The organism is Pseudarthrobacter sp. NPDC092424 (genome assembly GCF_044754925.1).
Lineage (GTDB): Bacteria > Actinomycetota > Actinomycetes > Actinomycetales > Micrococcaceae > Arthrobacter.
Genome location: NZ_JBIVQC010000002.1, coordinates 477040 through 494803, shown reverse-complemented (window position 1 = coordinate 494803; position 17764 = coordinate 477040). Strand labels below are relative to the sequence as shown.

The window sequence follows — 17764 nt, the reverse complement described above, 5'->3', positions numbered from 1 at the left end:
GTGCTGTGCTGCGCACACATGACCTCGGATCCCTTCGTTCCGAGAACATTGGACAAACCGTAACCCTGGCCGGCTGGGTTGGCCGACGCCGCGATCACGGTGGCGTGGCATTTGTTGATCTTCGTGACGCGTCCGGTGTGGCACAGGTTGTGGTCCGCGAGGAAGAGATCTTCCACGGCCTGCGCAACGAGTACGTCCTGCAGGTCACCGGCACCGTCTCCAAGCGGCCTGCGGGCAACGAGAACCCGGCGCTGGCCACCGGCGACATCGAAGTCATCGCCGAGGACGTCACCGTCCTGAACACTGCGGAAGCGCTGCCGTTCCAGATCGACGAACACGTCGAGGTCGGTGAGGAAGCCCGCCTGAAGCACCGTTACCTGGACCTGCGCCGGCCCGGCCCGGCCCGGAACCTGCGCCTGCGCTCGGAGGCTAACCGGGTGGCCCGTGAATTGCTCCACCAGGACGGCTTCGTGGAAATCGAAACACCCACGCTGACACGTTCGACGCCGGAAGGCGCCCGCGACTTCGTGGTTCCGGCACGTCTGGCGCCCGGATCCTGGTACGCCCTGCCGCAGTCGCCGCAGCTTTTCAAGCAGCTCCTGCAGGTTGGCGGCTTCGAGAAGTACTACCAGATCGCCCGCTGCTACCGTGACGAGGACTTCCGCGCCGACCGCCAGCCCGAGTTCACGCAGCTTGATATCGAGGCGAGCTTCGTGGACCAGGACGACATCATCAGCCTGGGCGAAAACCTGGTCAAGGCGCTGTGGAAGCTGATCGACGTGGAGATCCCCACACCCATCCAGCGGATCACGTACGCGGACGCCATGGCCCGCTACGGCTCGGACAAGCCGGACCTGCGTTTCGGCCAGGAACTGACCGAGCTGACGGAGTTCTTCAAGGACACCAACTTCGGCGTGTTCAAGGCACCGTATGTCGGTGCCGTCGTCATGCCCGGCGGCGCCTCGCAGGCCCGCCGCGCCCTGGACGCCTGGCAGGAATGGGCCAAGCAGCGCGGTGCCAAGGGCCTGGCCTACGTCCTCTACAAAGAGGACGGCGAACTGGCCGGTCCGGTGGCCAAGAACCTCACTGACACCGAACGCGCCGGCCTCGCCGACGCCGTCGGCGCCAAGCCGGGCGACTGCATCTTCTTCGCTGCGGGCGAGAAGACCCCGTCCCGCGCCCTGCTCGGAGCCGCCCGGGTGGAGATCGGCCACCGCACCGGCCTGATCAACCCGGACGACTGGGCCTTCTGCTGGGTGGTTGACGCTCCGATGTTCGAGCCTGCCGCCGCTGCGGTGGCCTCCGGTGACGTTGCGGTCGGCACCGGCAAGTGGACCGCCGTGCACCACGCGTTCACCTCACCCAAGCCTGAGTTCCTGGACACCTTCGACAAGGACCCGGAGTCTGCGCTGTCCTACGCATATGACATCGTCTGCAACGGCAACGAAATCGGCGGCGGTTCCATCCGTATCCACCAGCGCGACGTCCAGGAGCGTGTGTTCGAACTCATGGGCCTGGACCGTGCGGACGCCCAGACCAAGTTCGGGTTCCTGCTGGAGGGCTTCAAGTTCGGTGCGCCCCCGCATGGCGGCATCGCCTTCGGCTGGGACCGCGTGGTTGCGCTGCTGGCCGGTGTGGAATCGATCCGCGACGTCATAGCGTTCCCCAAGACCGGCAACGGCTACGACCCGCTGACCCAGGCTCCGGCGCCGATCACCGCGCAGCAGCGCAAGGAAGCCGGCGTGGACTTCAAACCGCAGGCCAGGCCCGAAGAGAAGAAGGCCGAGGACAAGTAGGCCCGCTAACCTTCGAAAAGCTCCCTGCTGCAGGGATGGTCCGGCGGCAGGGAGCTCTTTCTTAAGCCCAAGCCCGATACTTGAAGCTGCAAGTAAAGCCGGTCGTGGACGCTGTATCAGCGGGCCGGCCGGCTACGCCTGACCGGCGGCGTCGGTGACCTGTACACGCACGGAGCAGGCGTCGCCGGCGGCCTTGAGCACGACGGCGGCGCGCGGCTCCGGTACATCCAGCCAGGCCAGTCTCGGTGCGCCGGAGTAAGCCCGCAGGGCCGGATGCGCGAGGACCTGGTCCGCCAGTATCCTGTCGCCGCCGGGAACCAGGTATTCGAACGGCGGGGCGGAGCCGAAAACGGCCGTCGCCTGTGCGGCCACGGCATCCACCAGCGCGTCCGCCTGGTTCCCGCGGCGCCGCGCAAACCGCTGCTGGGACTGCCCGCCGGCGGAGGTGCGGCCCTGCACATACCGTGTTCCCGCCTTGCTGGCGAGCAGCCGGCCTTCCGAGGCAACGCCTATGCCGTAGCCTCCCCGGCGCACCAGCACCAGGCCGAGCCGGCGGGGTTGGGTGGCCAGCGCGGCCAGCCGCTCCACGGCGTCGGCGCCCCGCCCCGGACGGCCGTCCGGCGGCCACGGGGGCTGAAGGAGTGCAGTGGTGCCGTCGGCCGCGACAAGCCGCACGCCGTCGTCGTCATCGCTGATTTCCCAGCCGCCGTGGGCGCTGCCAAAGCGCTCCGCCCAGCCCGGCAGCCGGGCGCCGGGCACGAACGTGGTGCGTACGGACGGCTGCCGTCCGCCCCGGGTTGCTGCCGGCATGGGGCCTCCTCTGAATGCTGCCACTGCGCGAGATGGCACTTCGCGGCAGTGTTCCCCGGCAGCATTGCCGTGAAATGCCATCTCGCGGGAAGGGCCGTCGGCGCTGGCCGAATGATTGACTGCAAGTAGCCTATCTATGTGGATGATCTCTTCGGGCAGGGTGCAGGCGGCGACGATGACGGGCCGGACAACAGTGCCGGCCCCGGCGCGGGCGGCGCCAAAGCTCCGCGCAGCCCCCTCGCTGTGCGCATGCGGCCCCGCAACCTTGATGAGGTGGTGGGTCAGCAACACCTGCTGGGCCACGGCTCGCCGCTGCGGCAGCTGGCCGCCGGTGCTGACGCCGCAGGGCCCGCCGGGCCCGCCTCGCTGATCCTGTGGGGACCGCCCGGGACGGGCAAGACCACCCTTGCACACGTGATCGCCCGCGGACCGGGGCGCAAGTTCGTGGAGCTTTCGGCCATCACCGCCGGCGTGAAGGACGTTCGGCGCGTCATGGACGATGCCCTCACCGCCCGGGACCTCTACAAAACCACCACCGTCCTCTTCCTGGACGAGATCCACCGCTTCAACAAGGCACAGCAGGACGCCCTCCTGCCCGGCGTCGAGAACCGCTGGGTGGTCCTGGTCGCCGCTACCACTGAAAACCCCTCCTTCTCGGTGGTGTCGCCGCTGTTGTCCCGGTCCCTGCTGTTGACGCTGAAGCCGCTCACCGACGCCGATATCGAAGGGCTCCTGGTCCGGGCGGTGCAGGATCCGCGCGGACTCGACGGCAAGGTTGCCCTTTCCGACGAAGCCCTGGCGCACCTGGTGCGCCTTTCGGGCGGTGACGCCCGGCGCGCGCTGACCGCCCTGGAGGCGGCCGCCGGCGTCGCTTTTGGCGACGCCGATGACGCAGCTGATGGCGATGTCGGCCCGGTGAAAGTCGAACTCAAACACACCGAACGTGCCCTGGACGTGGCCGCCGTCCGCTACGACCGCGCCGGCGACCAGCACTACGACGTGGCCAGCGCGTTCATCAAGTCCATCCGCGGCTCGGACGTGGACGCGGCGCTGCACTACCTGGCCCGGATGCTCGAGGCGGGGGAGGACCCGCGCTTCGTGGCCCGGCGGATCGTGATCTCCGCTGCGGAGGACGTAGGCATGGCCGATCCCACCGCGCTGCAGACAGCCGTTGCCGCGGCGCAGGCGGTCCAGCTCATCGGCATGCCCGAAGGCAGGATCATCCTTGCGGAGGCGGTGGTCCACCTTGCCACGGCGCCGAAGTCCAACGCCGCCTACATGGGCATCAACCAGGCCATCGCCGACGTCCGGGCAGGCATGGGCAACGGCATCCCGGCGCACCTGCGCGACTCCCACTACCCCGGTTCCAAGCAGCTGGGCCACGGCCTGGGGTACAAGTACGCCCATGACGCCCCGCACGCGGTGGCCACCCAGCAATACCCGCCGGATGACCTGGTGGGGAAGGACTACTACCGGCCGACGGGTAACGGTGCCGAGCGGGACATCGCGGTGCGGCTGGAGCGCCTGCGGCGGATTGTCCGGGGGAAGTAGCCCCATGGTAGGATCGATGTTTGTCTGGCAAGGCACGGACGCACAATCCCCTTGAATTTCCTTCGAGTAGGTTATGCCCTGTGCCCAGTAGCAAAAGGCAGCGGTTGGCCGATGCTCTCCATCGTGGAGGCCAGTAACACTGACACACCGCAGATATTGGAAGGACACAAGTGGCTAACAACACTCGTGCTCGCCGTCAGGCCCGCCTCTCGCGGTCCCTCGGCATCGCTCTGACCCCCAAGGCCGCCAAGTACATGGAGCGCCGCCCGTACGGCCCCGGTGAGCATGGCCGTGCCCGCAAGAAGCAGGACTCCGACTACGCCGTACGTCTGCGCGAAAAGCAGCGCCTGCGCGCCCAGTACGGCATCCGCGAAGCACAGATGACCCGTGCCTTCGAAGAAGCCCGCCGCACCAAGGGCCTGACCGGTGAGAACCTCATCGAGCTGCTCGAAATGCGCCTTGACGCCCTGGTCCTGCGTGCCGGGTTCGCCCGCACCATCGCCCAGGCCCGCCAGCTGGTTGTGCACCGCCACATCATGGTCGACGGCGTCCGCGTGGACCGCCCGTCGTTCCGCGTCGGCGAGGGCCAGCTGGTCCACGTCCACAGCCGCAGCGAGACCATGGTTCCGCTCCAGGTTGCAGCAGCCGGCGCCCACCGCGACGTCCTGCCCGCCGTTCCGGCCTACCTGGACGTCAAGCTCGAGGCACTGCAGGCCCGCCTGGTCCGCCGCCCCAAGCGTTCCGAGATTCCCGTGACCTGCGAAGAGCAGCTCGTCGTCGAATTCTACGCACGCTAAATCCCAGCAGCGTATCCAAAGAAGCCCGTGGCAAGCGCCGCGGGCTTCTTTGTATGTAAGGTACTTGGGGGACATCTGCGGCGCAGCCCTTTGCGGGCGCCCGGGGATGGTGCCGATCCACAGGATTTTGAGGAGATGAACGTATATGTCTGGTGGCGATATTGCCGGCCTGATCGCTGCCGGGGTGTTCGCGCTCCTGGTGCTGCTGCTGGCCGTGCCCATCATGAAGCTGGGCAAGGTCTTTGATGAGGTCCGCACCGCCATCAGGTCCCTCAGCGACGGTGCCACACCCCTCATGGATGAAGTGACGGCCACGGTCTCCACCACCAACCAGCAGCTCAAAAAGGTGGACGGCATCTCCTCCAACGTCTCTGACGCATCGGCGAACCTGTCAGCACTTTCCTCGCTGGTTGCCGCCACCATGGGATCGCCGCTGATCAAGGTGGCAGCATTCAGCTATGGCGTCCGCACCGCGCTGGCCAACCGCAAGAAGCACGCTACCGGCCGCCGCAGCCGCTGAACCTGGGAAGAGACAAACCATGAAACGACTTTTCTGGATGGGAATCGGCGTGGCCATTGGAGTCATCGCCTTCAAGAAAGTGACCGAAGCCCAGTCCAACCTTGGTCCGGAGGGACTGAACCGGGCGGTGGGCCGGCTGGCGGACGGCATCTACGACTTCGCGGACGCCGTACGGGCCGGCATGCACGAGCGGGAAACCGACCTCCGCTCGGCCCTGGGCGTCGACCAGTCAGCAGGGGCTCCGCCCCAGGCGCGCGTCGGCCTCCGCTGACGGACCGGGCACCCCGCCCGCCCGCAGCAATACCAGAACCACACCGGCAGGGGCCGTTTCCAGGGACCTGCCACGCGAGACATCATCCGCACCAACCACGGGCGGACCAAGAAGGGTAAGTAGACAGCACATGAAGTCGCAGGAGATCACGAAGCGCTGGGTGGACTTTTTTGTCAGCAAGGGCCACACGGCGGTTCCGTCCGCCTCGCTGGTTTCCAGCGACCCCTCGTTGCTGTTCACGGTGGCCGGCATGGTGCCGTTCATCCCGTACCTCACCGCCCGTGAGGAAGCCCCCTACTCCCGCGCCACCAGCGTCCAGAAGTGCATCCGCACCGGCGACATCGAAGAGGTGGGCAAGACCGCCCGCCACGGAACGTTCTTCCAGATGTGCGGCAACTTCTCGTTCGGCGACTACTTCAAGGAAGACGCCATCAAATTTGCCTGGGAGCTGCTCACCAAGAGCGTTGACGACGGCGGCTATGGCCTCGCGCCGGAACGCCTCTGGGTCACGGTTTACCAGGAAGATGATGAGGCGGCCGAACTGTGGCTGAAGAACACCGGCGTCCCGGCCGAACGCATCCAGCGGATGGGCAAATCGGATAACTACTGGCACACAGGCCAGCCCGGACCGGCCGGCCCCTGCTCGGAGATCTACTATGACCGCGGCCCGGCCTACGGTGTTGAAGGCGGACCCCTCGCGGATGAGACGCGCTACATCGAGATCTGGAACCTCGTGTTCATGCAGTACCAGATCGACAACGTCCGCTCCAAGGAGGACTTCGATGTGCTGGGCGAGCTGCCCAAGCGCAACATCGACACCGGTCTCGGCATGGAACGCCTGGCCATGATCCTCCAGGGCGTCGAGAACATGTACGAGACCGATCAGGTCCGTCCCGTCATCGACAAGGCTGCAGAGCTTTCCGGCAAGGAGTACACGTCCGCGGAGTCCGACGACGACCCGCACCACACGGATGACGTCCGCATGCGCGTGGTCGCGGACCACATCCGTTCCGCCCTCATGCTGATCTCCGACGGTGTCACCCCCTCCAACGAGGGCCGCGGCTATGTGTTGCGCCGCCTGATCCGCCGCGCCGTCCGCTCCATGCGCCTCCTGGGCGTGGAGCAGGCCTGCCTGCCGGAACTGCTGCCTGCGTCCCGGGACGCCATGAAGGGCGTCTACCCCGTGGTGGAGACCGATTTCGACCGCATCAGCCGGATCGCCTACGCCGAAGAGAAGGCGTTCCTGCGCACCATCGCCTCCGGCACCGCCCGCCTGGAAGACGCGGTCCGCGAGTCCAAGGCCGCCAATAAGCCACTGTCCGGCGCCGACGCGTTCACCCTCCACGACACCTACGGCTTCCCCATTGACCTCACACTGGAAATGGCCGAGGAAGCCGGCCTGAAGGTGGACGAGGCAGCCTTCCGCAGCCTCATGCAGGAACAGCGCCAGCGTGCCCAGGCCGACGCCAAGGGCAAGAAGGGCGGCCACGCCGACCTGAGCGCTTTCCAGGAGATCCTCGCCCAGGGCGAAACCGTCTTCACCGGCTACACCGAGCTCGACGGCGAATCCCGGGTACGCGGGATCCTCACCAACGGCGTTCCGGTTCGGCAGGCGTCCACAGGCGACGAAATCGAACTGGTGCTTTCCGAGACACCGTTCTATGCCGAGGCCGGTGGCCAGGCGGCGGACACCGGCCTGATCACGGGAGACGGCTTCGTGGTCGAGGTCCTGGACGTCCAGCGTCCGCTGAAAGGCCTGAGCGTCCACAAGGCCATTGTCCGCGAGGGCGAAATTCCGGCAGACGCCCTGGTGCGTGCCGCCGTCGACCGTGAACGGCGCCATGCTGCCGAGCAGGCACACACGGGTACGCACATCGTGCACGCGGCGCTGCACCAGATCCTTGGTCCGGAAGCCACCCAGCGCGGGTCCTTCAACAAGGCCGGCTACCTGCGGTTCGACTTTGCGTGGGGCGAAGGACTGAGCACGGCCACGCGCTCCGAGATTGAGGAAGTCTCCAACCTCGCCATCCGCAATAACTTCCGGGTGGAAACCAAGGTCATGGGCCTGGCCGAGGCCAAGGCGCTGGGCGCCATGGCGCTGTTTGGCGAAAACTACGGCAGCGAGGTCCGGGTCGTTGAGATCGACGGCGCCTGGTCCCGTGAGCTCTGCGGCGGCACCCACGTGTCCAACACCTCCCTGATCGGCAGCCTCTCGCTGCTCGGCGAGCAGTCGGTAGGCTCGGGAAACCGCCGCGTCGAGGCTTTCGTGGGCATGGATGCCTTCCGCCACCTGGCTGCCGAGCGAGCGCTGGTCACGGAACTGACTGAGATGCTGAAGGTGCCCTCGGGACAGCTGGCCGACCGCATCGCAACCACCCTTGCCAAGCTCAAGGCCACGGAAAAGGAACTGGACCGGCTGCGCAAGGAGCAGCTGGCGTCCGCGGCAGCGCAGCTGGCCGGCAGCGCCAAGGACGCCGCCGGAGTCCGCGTCATCGCCCATGACGCCGGAACCGTCAGCGGTGCGGACGATCTCCGCGGCCTCGCCCTGGACCTGCGCAACCGGCTCGGTTCGGCTGCTGCCACAGTGGCTGTGGCCGGTGTGGCGAACGGCCGCCCCATGGTCCTCGTTGCCACCAATGAGGCAGCCCGGGAAGCAGGCGTCAAGGCCGGTGCGCTGGTGCGCCTCGCCGCAGGCGTCCTTGGCGGCGGCGGCGGCGGCAAGGACGACGTGGCCCAGGGCGGCGGCACCGACGCAACCAAGGTTCCGGCGGCCCTGACAGCCATCGTCGACGCCATTTCGGCCCGCTAAACCGCATCATGAACCATGCTGCAACGGCCGGCGGTTACCCCCAGGGTGTGAAACTGGGGGTGGACGTGGGCACTGTCCGGGTCGGCGTGGCGCTCTGCGACCGCGACTCGATCCTGGCCACGCCGTACAAGACCCTGGACCGCAACGCCAGGAAGAATTCGGACGTGCGCATCATTGCGGGCCTCGTCGCCGAGCTTGACGTGGTCCAGGTTTTTGTTGGACTGCCGCGGACGCTGAAGGGCGAGGAACGGGCGTCGGCCCAGATGGCCACCGAGTACGCCGGGCTGCTGGCCGCGGAACTGGCAGCACGTGGCATCGGGGTGCCCGTACACCTGGTGGACGAGCGCCTCAGCAGCGTCACCGCCCACCGCAATCTGCATCAGGCTGGCATGAGCAGCAGGGACCACCGTAAAGTAATTGACCAGGTCGCAGCGGCGGGTATCCTCCAACATGCGATCGACATGCAAAAAGCCAGGGGAGCGGACGTCGGTTCACGCGTGAACGTGCCGGCCCCTGCCGTTAAACCGGCAGCCGGCGAACAGGACAAGTCTGTCCCGGATATGCCGGTGGATACGGACCGATCTTCAGATAATGGAAGGCAACAGTGAGCCCTGCCAACATCGACGACGCTTCCGGCTCCTGGGGCGGGGGATCCGCGCGTCCGCTGACCCGGAAGGAGCTCCGCGCCCGGGAAAAAAGCCTGGAGACCGGCAAACACGGGGCCGTGCCCGAGCAGGCCTATGAAACGGGCCACGACATCCCGCCCCAGCCGGTCCAGCCACCGGTTGCCGCCCCGCAGGAGGAGGCGGCCGCCCTGCCGGCTCCGGTGGCCCCGCCCGCCGCGCAGGAGCCTTCCGCGACGGTGCCGCCGGCTCCGGCCACGCCCCCGGCAATCGACCTGCGCCAAGCGGATCAGCATGCTGAAGAGCCGCAGGTTGAAGAGCCGCACTATGCAAGTCAGCACTATGCCTCAGATCCGGGCCATGCGGACAGCTTCCACGATAATGGCCCGCACCATGACGAAGGCCACCACGGGTACCAGGAGTTCCACCAGGGCCAGGAGCCGCACCATGAAGCCGTTCTCCTTCAGGAGGATGTTCATCACGTGGAGCCCCGCCACGGGGATCCCCACCTCGACGACGTCCACCACGACGGCCTCCACCACGACGGCCTCCACCACGACGATCTCCACCACGACGATCTCCACCACGTCCTGATGCCTGCAGCTGTTTCGGCGCCGCCGCGCCCCTCGAAGAAGGTGCGGCGCCGCCGCCGTTTCCTTGCCCTCTTCCTCACGCTGGCCGTGTTCATCACCGCGGTGGCCGTGGGCGCACAGTTCCTCAAACCGCTTCTCGGCGACTCCCGGCCCAGCGACTTTCCCGGTCCCGGCACGGGGGAGGTGCAGATCACCGTGGCCAACGGCGAAGGAACCCGCTCGGTGGCCGCCGCGCTCGAGGACGAACGAGTCATCGCCAACGCTGATACCTTCCTTCAGGCCTTTAACGCCTCCGGCGGAACGCTCTCGCCGGGGGACTACACCTTCAAGATGGAGATGAAGAACGCTGATGCCGTGAACGTGCTCCTCGGTGAAGGCTCTGAAAAGGTCATCTACTTCGCGCTGAGCGCGGGCCTCCGCATCGACGAGTCGCTGCAGGCCATCTCCGAAGGATCAGGCATCTCGGTCCAGGACCTGCAGGCCTTCAGCAACAAGCCGGCCCAGTTCGGCCTGCCGGCTGGCGCCAGAAACCTCGAAGGCTACCTGGCTCCGGGCGAGTACCGCTTCCCGCTGGGTACCCCGGCCAAGGAGATCCTGCAGAAGCTCGTTGATACCACCGTGGAGGAACTGGTGGCGCAGGGGATCACCGACCCCGCCAAGCAGTACCAGGCCGTTACGGTAGCCAGCATCGTGCAGGCCGAAGGTGGCCAGGCGGACTACGGCAACGTGGCCGGTGCCATCTACAACCGGCTCAAGCCCAACGACCAGACAAACGGCTATCTCCAGGTGGACTCCGCCGTGACCTACGGGCTGGGCACGCGTAGCTTCAACTTCACGGAAGAGCAGCGGCAGGATAAGTCGAACCCGTACAACACGTACGCAAACCCCGGCCTTCCGCCGGGCCCCATCGGCTCCCCGGGCCGTACCGCCATAGATGCTGCCGCCAAGCCAACGAAGAATGACTTCCTTTACTGGGTCACCATCAACCTGGACACCGGGGAAACCAAGTTCGCCAAGACCCTGGCGGAGCACAATGTGTACGTCGAGCAGTACAACAACTGGTGCCGGGCGAATGAAGGACGCTGCACGTGAGCCTCCGGGCTGCTGTCCTGGGACATCCCATCGGCCACTCGAAGTCGCCGGTACTGCACCGGGCAGCGTACGCCCGGCTTGGCGCTGACATCGCCTACACCGCCATCGACGTGACCGAGGAGCTGCTGCCTGGGTTCATGCGGCAGGTCCGCCACCAGTCCGGGTGGCGGGGCCTCTCGGTGACCATGCCGCTGAAAACCGCAATGCTGGCCCACGTGGATGAGGTCCGCGGCATCGCCCGGACGCTGGGCGTGGTGAACACGGTGACTTTCGAGGGCGAGGGTGACGCCGCCAGGGCTGTCGGTTCCAACACCGACGTCGCCGGCATTGTCAATGCCCTCCGGCACGCCGGAACGGGCGACGCCCCCTCTGCCGTGATCCTGGGCGGCGGAGGAACCGCTGCATCGGCCGTGGCCGCGCTGAAGGAGCTGGGTGCCGGCAGCGTGCGCGTCCATGTCCGGGATCCCGCCCGGACCGGGGATGTCCGTGCAGCTGCCGACAGCTTGGGCGTTAACGTTGATATCCGCCCGCTCACTGAAGCCGCCCGCCCCGCGGCGGGTGCCGACGTCGTCATCTCCACGTTGCCGCCACGGGCGGCGGACGGACTCGCGTCGGAAATCGCCGCCCTGAAGACCCGCACACCCGGCGTCCTCCTGGACGTGGCCTACGATCCCTGGCCGAGCCTGATCGCCTCCGTATGGCAGGCCGCCGGCGGAACCGTGGTACCGGGGCTCGAGATGCTGCTCTACCAGGCCGTGGAACAGGTGCGCCTTTTCACCCGCCGCGGCGGTGATGTCAACGCGGCCGTCATAGATGTGATGTGCGCCTCAGTCGGCCTTCCCCGACGGGCTTTGTAACCGCCCCCCGTGGCAGGATGGAAGATATGTTGCGTTGGTTGACAGCCGGTGAATCCCATGGCCCGGCTCTGATGGGAATTATTGAAGGCGTCCCCGCCGGGGTGGAAATCACCAGCGGCCACATCGCCGACTCACTGGCCCGGCGCCGGCTGGGCTACGGCCGCGGCGCACGCATGAAGTTTGAGCAGGACGTGGTCACTATCCTCGGCGGCGTGCGCCACGGCGTGACCCAGGGCGGCCCCGTGGCCGTTCAGGTGGGAAACACCGAATGGCCCAAATGGGAGCAGATCATGTCTGCGGATCCCGTTGAACCCGGGGCCCTGGCAGACCAGGCCCGCAACGCGCCGCTGACCCGGCCCCGTCCGGGGCACGCGGATTTCACCGGCATGCAGAAGTACGGCTTTGACGAGGCCCGTCCCGTCCTGGAGCGGGCCAGCGCGCGCGAGACTGCCACCCGTGTAGCCATGGGCACCGTAGCGGCGCAGTTCCTCAAGCACCTTGGCATCGAATTGGTCAGCCACACGGTGTCCATCGCCAGTGTCACGGTCCCCGAAGGCCGTCCGCTTCCCGTTCCATCGGATGTCCTGGCGCTGGACGCCGACCCGCTGCGCTGCTTTGACCGCGACACCTCCAACGCCATGGTGGCCGAGGTGGATGCCGCGCACAAAGAAGGCGAAACACTGGGCGGCGTAGTGGAGGTCCTGGCATACGGACTGCCGCCTGGACTCGGAAGCTACGTCCACTGGGACCGCCGCCTGGACTCCCGGCTGGCCGCCGCCCTCATGGGTATCCAGGCCATCAAGGGCGTGGAGGTCGGCGACGGCTTCCGTACCGCTGCCCGGCGTGGCTCCGCGGCGCACGATGAAATCGTCCGTGATACGGACGGCCGGATCGTCCGCGCCAGCAACCGTGCCGGCGGCATTGAGGGCGGCATGAGTATCGGTGACGTCCTGCGGGTCCGGGCAGCCATGAAGCCCATCGCCACCGTTCCGCGCGCGCTGAAGACCATTGATGTCAGTACCGGCGAAGCGGCCAAGGCGCACCACCAGCGCTCGGACGTCTGCGCCGTCCCCGCCGCGGGCGTCGTGGCGGAGGCCATGGTTGCGCTGGTCCTTGCCGAAGCCGTCATGGAGAAGTTCGGCGGCGACTCCGTTGCGGAGACTGCACGGAACATCAAGGGCTACCTGGACAACATCCCGGCCTCCCTGGACTCGATCGGCCAGTAGTGCCCCATCGCAACAAAGACGGCGCTGTCACCGGGCCGGGCAGGCGCCCCATCGTGCTCATCGGCCCAATGGCCGTGGGGAAATCGGCTCTTGGCCAGCAACTGGCCCAACAGTTGGGTGCTCCGTTCGTGGACACGGACGCGGTGATTGTCTCCGCGCACGGGTCCATTGCCGATATCTTCGCCGGACGGGGAGAGCATGCGTTCCGTGAGATCGAGGCGCGGACTGTCGCCGCCGCGGTGGAGGCTGCGGAAGGGCAGGGCACCGTGATCTCCCTCGGTGGCGGCGCGGTGCTCGATTCGGGCACGCAGCAGACCATCAGCCGGTGTACCGTGGTGTACCTCGAATGCGATGCCGATACGGTAGCGTCGCGCATCGCCAGGAATTCCGGACGCCCCCTGCTGGCCGGCGATGCCATGGGCCGCTGGCAGGCCATGTTCGCCACCCGCAGGCCCGTTTACGAGCGGCTTGCGGACATCACCCTGGACGTCCGGCACGGCTCGGTGGCCGAACTCGGCGCCCGGCTGGAAGCAGCGCTGCGTGACTTCGCAGCTGCCAAACAGGAAGTTGAAAAGTGAGTACCGAGTCAACGGTCATCAAAGTTACGGGCGCCTCCGCCGCGGAAAATTACGACGTCGTCGTGGGACGCGGCCTGCTGGGTGACCTTCCGGCGTTGCTGGGGGAGCGTGTGCGGCGCGTGCTGGTCATCCATCCCAGGGCACTGCGGCTCACCGGGGACACCGTGCGGGACGAGCTGGCAGCAGCCGGCTTCACCTCCCTCACCGCCGAGATCCCGGACGCCGAGGAAGGCAAACACATCCAGGTAGCCGCATTCTGCTGGCAGGTCCTGGGACAGAACGATTTCACCCGCTCCGACGCCATCGTGGCCGTCGGCGGCGGCGCCGTCACGGATCTCGCCGGATTCGTCGCGGCAACGTGGCTGCGCGGCGTCAAGGTCATCCACATGCCCACCAGCCTCCTGGGCATGGTGGACGCAGCCGTGGGGGGAAAAACGGGAATCAATACCGCGGAGGGCAAGAACCTGGTGGGTGCCTTCCACCCGCCGGCCGCCGTCCTGGCGGACCTGGACACCCTCCAGACCCTGCCACGGAACGAGATCGTGTCCGGAATGGCAGAGGTCATCAAATGCGGTTTCATCTCCGATCCGGCCATCCTGGACCTGGTCGAGAAGGACGCTGCAGCCGTCGTCGATCCGCAGTCTCCGGCCATCCGCGAGCTCATCGAGCGGGCCATCGCCGTCAAGGCCGCGGTGGTATCGCAGGACCTCAAGGAATCCGGGCTGCGGGAAATCCTGAACTACGGACACACGCTGGGCCATGCCATCGAACTGGTGGAACGGTACTCCTGGCGCCACGGCGCGGCGGTTTCCGTCGGAATGATGTTCGCTGCCGAACTGGCCCGCAGCGTGGGCCGGCTCAGCGATGCCGACGCAGACCGGCACCGGAGCATCCTCGAAGGGCTCGGCCTGCCGGTCACGTACCGGCGGGACCGCTGGCAGGGCCTGCTGGATGGCATGCGGCGCGACAAGAAGTCCCGCGGGGACCTCCTGCGCTTCGTGGTGCTGGACGGCATCGCAAAGCCGGGCATCCTAGACGTTCCGGACACCTCCCTGCTCTTTGCCGCCTACCAGGAAATCGCCTCCTGATGCAGGGCGATATGACCGGCACCAGCGACTGGCCGGAGACCGGCTTCCCGGGCATCCGGGTCAACCCGGAGACACTCCTGCCGCAGATCGTGAACGCCGAAGCATGCCAGGCGGCGCTGGAAGCCTCCACGGATCCTGCCGACCGGATTTTCGTGCTGCTGGTTCAGGGCCAGGCCGCTGAAGCGGCTGAGCTCCTGGCGGAAGCCCGGTTCGCCGATCCCGAGTCCTTCCGGCTCCGTGCCTTCGAAGCCGAGGTGCTCCTGGTCTCCAAGCGCCTGGACCACGCCGTGGAGCTCTTCCGGCAGTTGCTCTCCGAGGTTCAGGGCACCGCCATGGAGGCGCAGGCGCTGCAGTTCCTCGGTAAGACCCAGTACGCTGCCGGCCAGGTTTCGGCCGCCGTCGATTCGTTCACCCGGGCGCTGGACCTGCGCGTGGCACAGGCGGCGGACGCGGCACAGATTTACTCCTCCACGGTGGCGCTGCAGCGCGCCCGGGACGTGCTGGACCTGGCCTGCTGAAAACTTCCCGACGTCCGGTCCCGACGGGCTGCCCGGGCCCCGATCAGGAGGCCGGAGCGATTTACCGGTAGAATGGTTCTTGGATTTTTGCAGACCCGCGATTTTTGACAAACACGCGCTGGCAGGCCGTCGGCCCAGCCGGCCGGCATACAACGCCTGACCACGTGGCCAGGAACAGAAACCAGAGGAAACCAGTGGCAACCACTAACGACATCAAGAACGGAACGGTCCTGAAGCTCGAGGGCCAGCTCTGGAACGTCATCGAATTCCAGCACGTGAAGCCGGGCAAGGGCGGTGCATTCGTCCGTACCAAGATGCGGAACGTGATGTCCGGCAAGGTTGTGGACAAGACCTTCAACGCCGGCCTCAAGATCGAGACCGCCACGGTTGACCGCCGCGACTACCAGTACCTGTACCAGGACGGCGCCGACTTCGTGTTCATGGACACTTCGGACTACGACCAGATCACCGTCTCCGGAGCCACGGTTGGCGACGCCACCAACTTCATGCTCGAAAACCAGATGGTCAACATCGCCATCCACGAGGGCAACCCGCTCTACATCGAACTGCCGCCGAGCGTTGTCCTCGAAATCACCTACACCGAGCCGGGCCTCCAGGGCGACCGCTCGTCCGCCGGCACCAAGCCCGCAACGCTGGAGACCGGCTACGAGATCCAGGTTCCGCTGTTCATCGAGAACAACACCAAGGTCAAGGTGGACACCCGCGACGGCAGCTACCTCGGCCGGGTCTCTGAGTAGTGAGCGCCCGCGGCAAAGCCCGTAGCAGGGCTCTTGATGTCCTTTTCGAGGCCGAACAGCGTTCGGCCTCGGCCTTCGACGTCCTTCGGGCGCGGCGGGAAAAGACTGACCAGGTGGTCAACCCGTACACCGTGGACATCATCGAAGGCGTCGTCTCCCGGCAGGCCGCCATCGACGAGTTCCTCGAAACCTATTCGCAGGGCTGGAGCCTTGAACGGATGCCTTCCGTGGACAGGATCATCCTCCGGATCGGTACCTGGGAACTGCTCTACAACGACGATGTTCCGGACGGCGTGGCCGTCAGCGAAGCGGTGGCCCTGGCCAAGACGCTTTCCACCGACGAATCACCGCAGTTCATTAACGGACTGCTGGGCCGGCTCCAGCAGCTGAAGCCGTCCTTGCTCGCGTAGCTGAAGGCGCACTGACAGGACCCATCCAGCTAAAGGAGCCGGCCGCCTACCAGGCGGCCGGCTCCTTTGCTGTCTCCGTTCAACCGGCAACGGCGGCCCTCAGTGCCATCACGCGCTGCAGCTCATGCCGCTCTTCTGCCTGGTGGAGCTGCACTTCCCGCCCGCTGAGGATCCGCTGCCGGATGTTTGCCAGCCGGGTCACTGCCGCCAGGAACTCCTTCATCTGCCGCTTCCGGCCGAGGCCGCCCGCCCATTTCAGCGCCGCGCGCCGTCCGGCCGGCGTCGCAAGCAGTTCCACCTCGGCCGCGGTGAACCAACCCGCCGCGGCGTACTCCAGCAGGCGCTGCCGGGTGAGCCGTTTCTCGGCAATGCGGAGGACCACGATACCGGTTACCGCGGCCAGGAAAATCGGCACCTGCACCAGCACGTATTCGGCCAGGAAGTTCTGCCCCATGCTGTTCCACCGGTTGTGCAGGAGCATGGCCGGAAGGAGGCCCAGCAAGAAGGCGGCGAGGGAAGCGCCGGTGTGCCAGCGGCGGGCGGCGAAGCCCATGACCAGCCCGGCGGTTCCGGTGAAGATCGCGTGGGCAAAAGGCGACATGATGCCGCGGAGCACGAAGACCTGGGCCAGGTCCCCGGACCCGGCCGGATCGGCGATGGCGCGGCCAAAATAAAGAATGTTCTCGGTGAACGCGAAGCCGGCCGCAATGGTGAAGGCGAAGACAATGCCGTCCACGGGTCCGTCAAAGTGCCGGCGCGCTGCAAGCAGGAGGACCAGCAGTCCCAGGCCCTTGGCCGTCTCCTCCACGATGGGTGCCTGAACCGTGGCCAGGTAGGTGCGCATGGCGGCCTCGCTGGAAAACTCAGCCCCTGCCAGGAACAGTGGCTGCAGTAACAGCGTCACGGCGATTGCCACCGCCGCACCCCACGTGAACGCAAAATACAGGAGGCGCTTGGGTTCGGGCTCCCAGCGGTCGATCGCGCGGACGGTGAACAGCACCACGCCCAAGGGAAACAGGGAGGCGATGAACCCCCCGACGAACCCGGCCGGTCCGGTGCTGGCCACGAGGAACGGCACCACCAGGAAAAGGCTGGCGAATGCCAGGCCGGTGACGGCGAGGGTGAGGGAGCCCAGGCCGGCGCGGCGCCGCGGGGCTGCCGGTCCGGGACCGCCAGACCAAGCAGGCGGTCCGCCAAAAGGCGCCGATCCCTGCACCGACGGACCATAATGCCCGGGCGCGGGACGGTAATCCTGTGGCCGGATGTGTCCCATCCAGCTGGGATTGGCGTCTCGAGGCAGGCGGGAAGATGTCGGCATACCGAAAGCCTAGCGGGGCGTCCCGGCAGGCGGGGAGCGGAAAGTGTGACCAGCACCGCGCCCAGCCGGAACGCCGGCGGGTGGTGCCTATGGTAATTTTGGAACGCACATGATCCTTTTTTAATTCCGTCCCGTGAGGCGGGGAAAGG

17 protein-coding genes are annotated in these 17764 nt (G+C 66.8%); 15 read left to right on the top strand and 2 right to left on the bottom strand.

The features are described from left to right. Window positions 1–5: 5 nt before the first annotated feature. The gene (aspS, locus tag ACIQCN_RS05280) at window positions 6–1796 is read left to right on the top strand and encodes an aspartate--tRNA ligase (RefSeq protein ID WP_400603608.1); all 1791 of its coding nucleotides are present in this window, start codon (window positions 6–8) and stop codon (window positions 1794–1796) included. 132 nt (window positions 1797–1928) lie between these two features. On the opposite strand, the gene ACIQCN_RS05275 is transcribed toward aspS, so the two are convergent. Then, on the bottom strand, window positions 1929–2606 hold the full coding sequence (locus ACIQCN_RS05275; RefSeq protein WP_400603610.1) for an acVLRF1 family peptidyl-tRNA hydrolase: 678 nt from the start codon (window positions 2604–2606) through the stop codon (window positions 1929–1931). Between the two features lie 138 nt (window positions 2607–2744). Between ACIQCN_RS05275 and ACIQCN_RS05270 the strand changes: the two genes are divergently transcribed. The 14 genes from ACIQCN_RS05270 (at window position 2745) to nusB (ending at window position 16297) form a co-directional block, all read left to right on the top strand. After that, entirely contained in the window at window positions 2745–4157 is a 1413-nt protein-coding gene (locus ACIQCN_RS05270; protein ID WP_400603612.1) for a replication-associated recombination protein A, read from the top strand. 170 nt (window positions 4158–4327) lie between these two features. Further along, window positions 4328–4954, top strand: coding sequence for a 30S ribosomal protein S4 (gene rpsD, locus ACIQCN_RS05265; protein ID WP_009357431.1), 627 nt, complete (start codon window positions 4328–4330; stop codon window positions 4952–4954). A 145-nt stretch (window positions 4955–5099) separates the two neighbouring features. Further along, a complete protein-coding gene (locus tag ACIQCN_RS05260; RefSeq protein WP_400609739.1) occupies window positions 5100–5474 on the top strand; it encodes a DUF948 domain-containing protein in 375 nt (124 codons plus the stop codon). Between the two features lie 19 nt (window positions 5475–5493). Next, complete coding sequence (locus ACIQCN_RS05255; protein WP_400603616.1) at window positions 5494–5745, top strand: DUF6167 family protein; 252 nt, start codon at window positions 5494–5496, stop codon at window positions 5743–5745. 130 nt (window positions 5746–5875) lie between these two features. Further along, complete coding sequence (gene alaS / locus ACIQCN_RS05250; protein ID WP_400603618.1) at window positions 5876–8554, top strand: alanine--tRNA ligase; 2679 nt, start codon at window positions 5876–5878, stop codon at window positions 8552–8554. A gap of 8 nt (window positions 8555–8562) precedes the next feature. Continuing rightward, window positions 8563–9162, top strand: coding sequence for a Holliday junction resolvase RuvX (gene ruvX / locus ACIQCN_RS05245; protein WP_400609737.1), 600 nt, complete (start codon window positions 8563–8565; stop codon window positions 9160–9162). Beyond that, window positions 9159–10862, top strand: coding sequence for an endolytic transglycosylase MltG (gene mltG / locus ACIQCN_RS05240; protein WP_400609735.1), 1704 nt, complete (start codon window positions 9159–9161; stop codon window positions 10860–10862). The genes ruvX and mltG overlap by 4 nt, the downstream gene beginning before the upstream one ends. Beyond that, on the top strand, window positions 10859–11719 hold the full coding sequence (locus ACIQCN_RS05235) for a shikimate dehydrogenase (protein WP_400609734.1): 861 nt from the start codon (window positions 10859–10861) through the stop codon (window positions 11717–11719). The genes mltG and ACIQCN_RS05235 overlap by 4 nt, the downstream gene beginning before the upstream one ends. Before the next feature lie 26 nt (window positions 11720–11745). Next, window positions 11746–12945, top strand: coding sequence for a chorismate synthase (aroC, locus tag ACIQCN_RS05230; RefSeq protein ID WP_400603627.1), 1200 nt, complete (start codon window positions 11746–11748; stop codon window positions 12943–12945). Window positions 12946–13013: 68 nt separating this feature from the next. Beyond that, window positions 13014–13523, top strand: a complete 510-nt coding sequence (locus tag ACIQCN_RS05225; RefSeq protein WP_400609853.1) for a shikimate kinase — start codon at window positions 13014–13016, stop codon at window positions 13521–13523. Beyond that, window positions 13520–14611, top strand: a complete 1092-nt coding sequence (aroB, locus tag ACIQCN_RS05220) for a 3-dehydroquinate synthase (RefSeq protein WP_400609733.1) — start codon at window positions 13520–13522, stop codon at window positions 14609–14611. The genes ACIQCN_RS05225 and aroB overlap by 4 nt, the downstream gene beginning before the upstream one ends. After that, entirely contained in the window at window positions 14611–15129 is a 519-nt protein-coding gene (locus tag ACIQCN_RS05215) for a tetratricopeptide repeat protein (protein ID WP_400609732.1), read from the top strand. Before aroB ends, ACIQCN_RS05215 begins: the two co-directional genes overlap by 1 nt. Before the next feature lie 194 nt (window positions 15130–15323). Next, the gene (gene efp / locus ACIQCN_RS05210) at window positions 15324–15887 is read left to right on the top strand and encodes an elongation factor P (protein WP_377216132.1); all 564 of its coding nucleotides are present in this window, start codon (window positions 15324–15326) and stop codon (window positions 15885–15887) included. Continuing rightward, the gene (gene nusB, locus ACIQCN_RS05205) at window positions 15887–16297 is read left to right on the top strand and encodes a transcription antitermination factor NusB (RefSeq protein WP_400603633.1); all 411 of its coding nucleotides are present in this window, start codon (window positions 15887–15889) and stop codon (window positions 16295–16297) included. Before efp ends, nusB begins: the two co-directional genes overlap by 1 nt. A 79-nt stretch (window positions 16298–16376) precedes the next feature. On the opposite strand, the gene ACIQCN_RS05200 is transcribed toward nusB, so the two are convergent. Then, window positions 16377–17615, bottom strand: coding sequence for a PrsW family intramembrane metalloprotease (locus ACIQCN_RS05200; protein WP_400603635.1), 1239 nt, complete (start codon window positions 17613–17615; stop codon window positions 16377–16379). Between the last annotated feature and the right edge of the window lie 149 nt (window positions 17616–17764).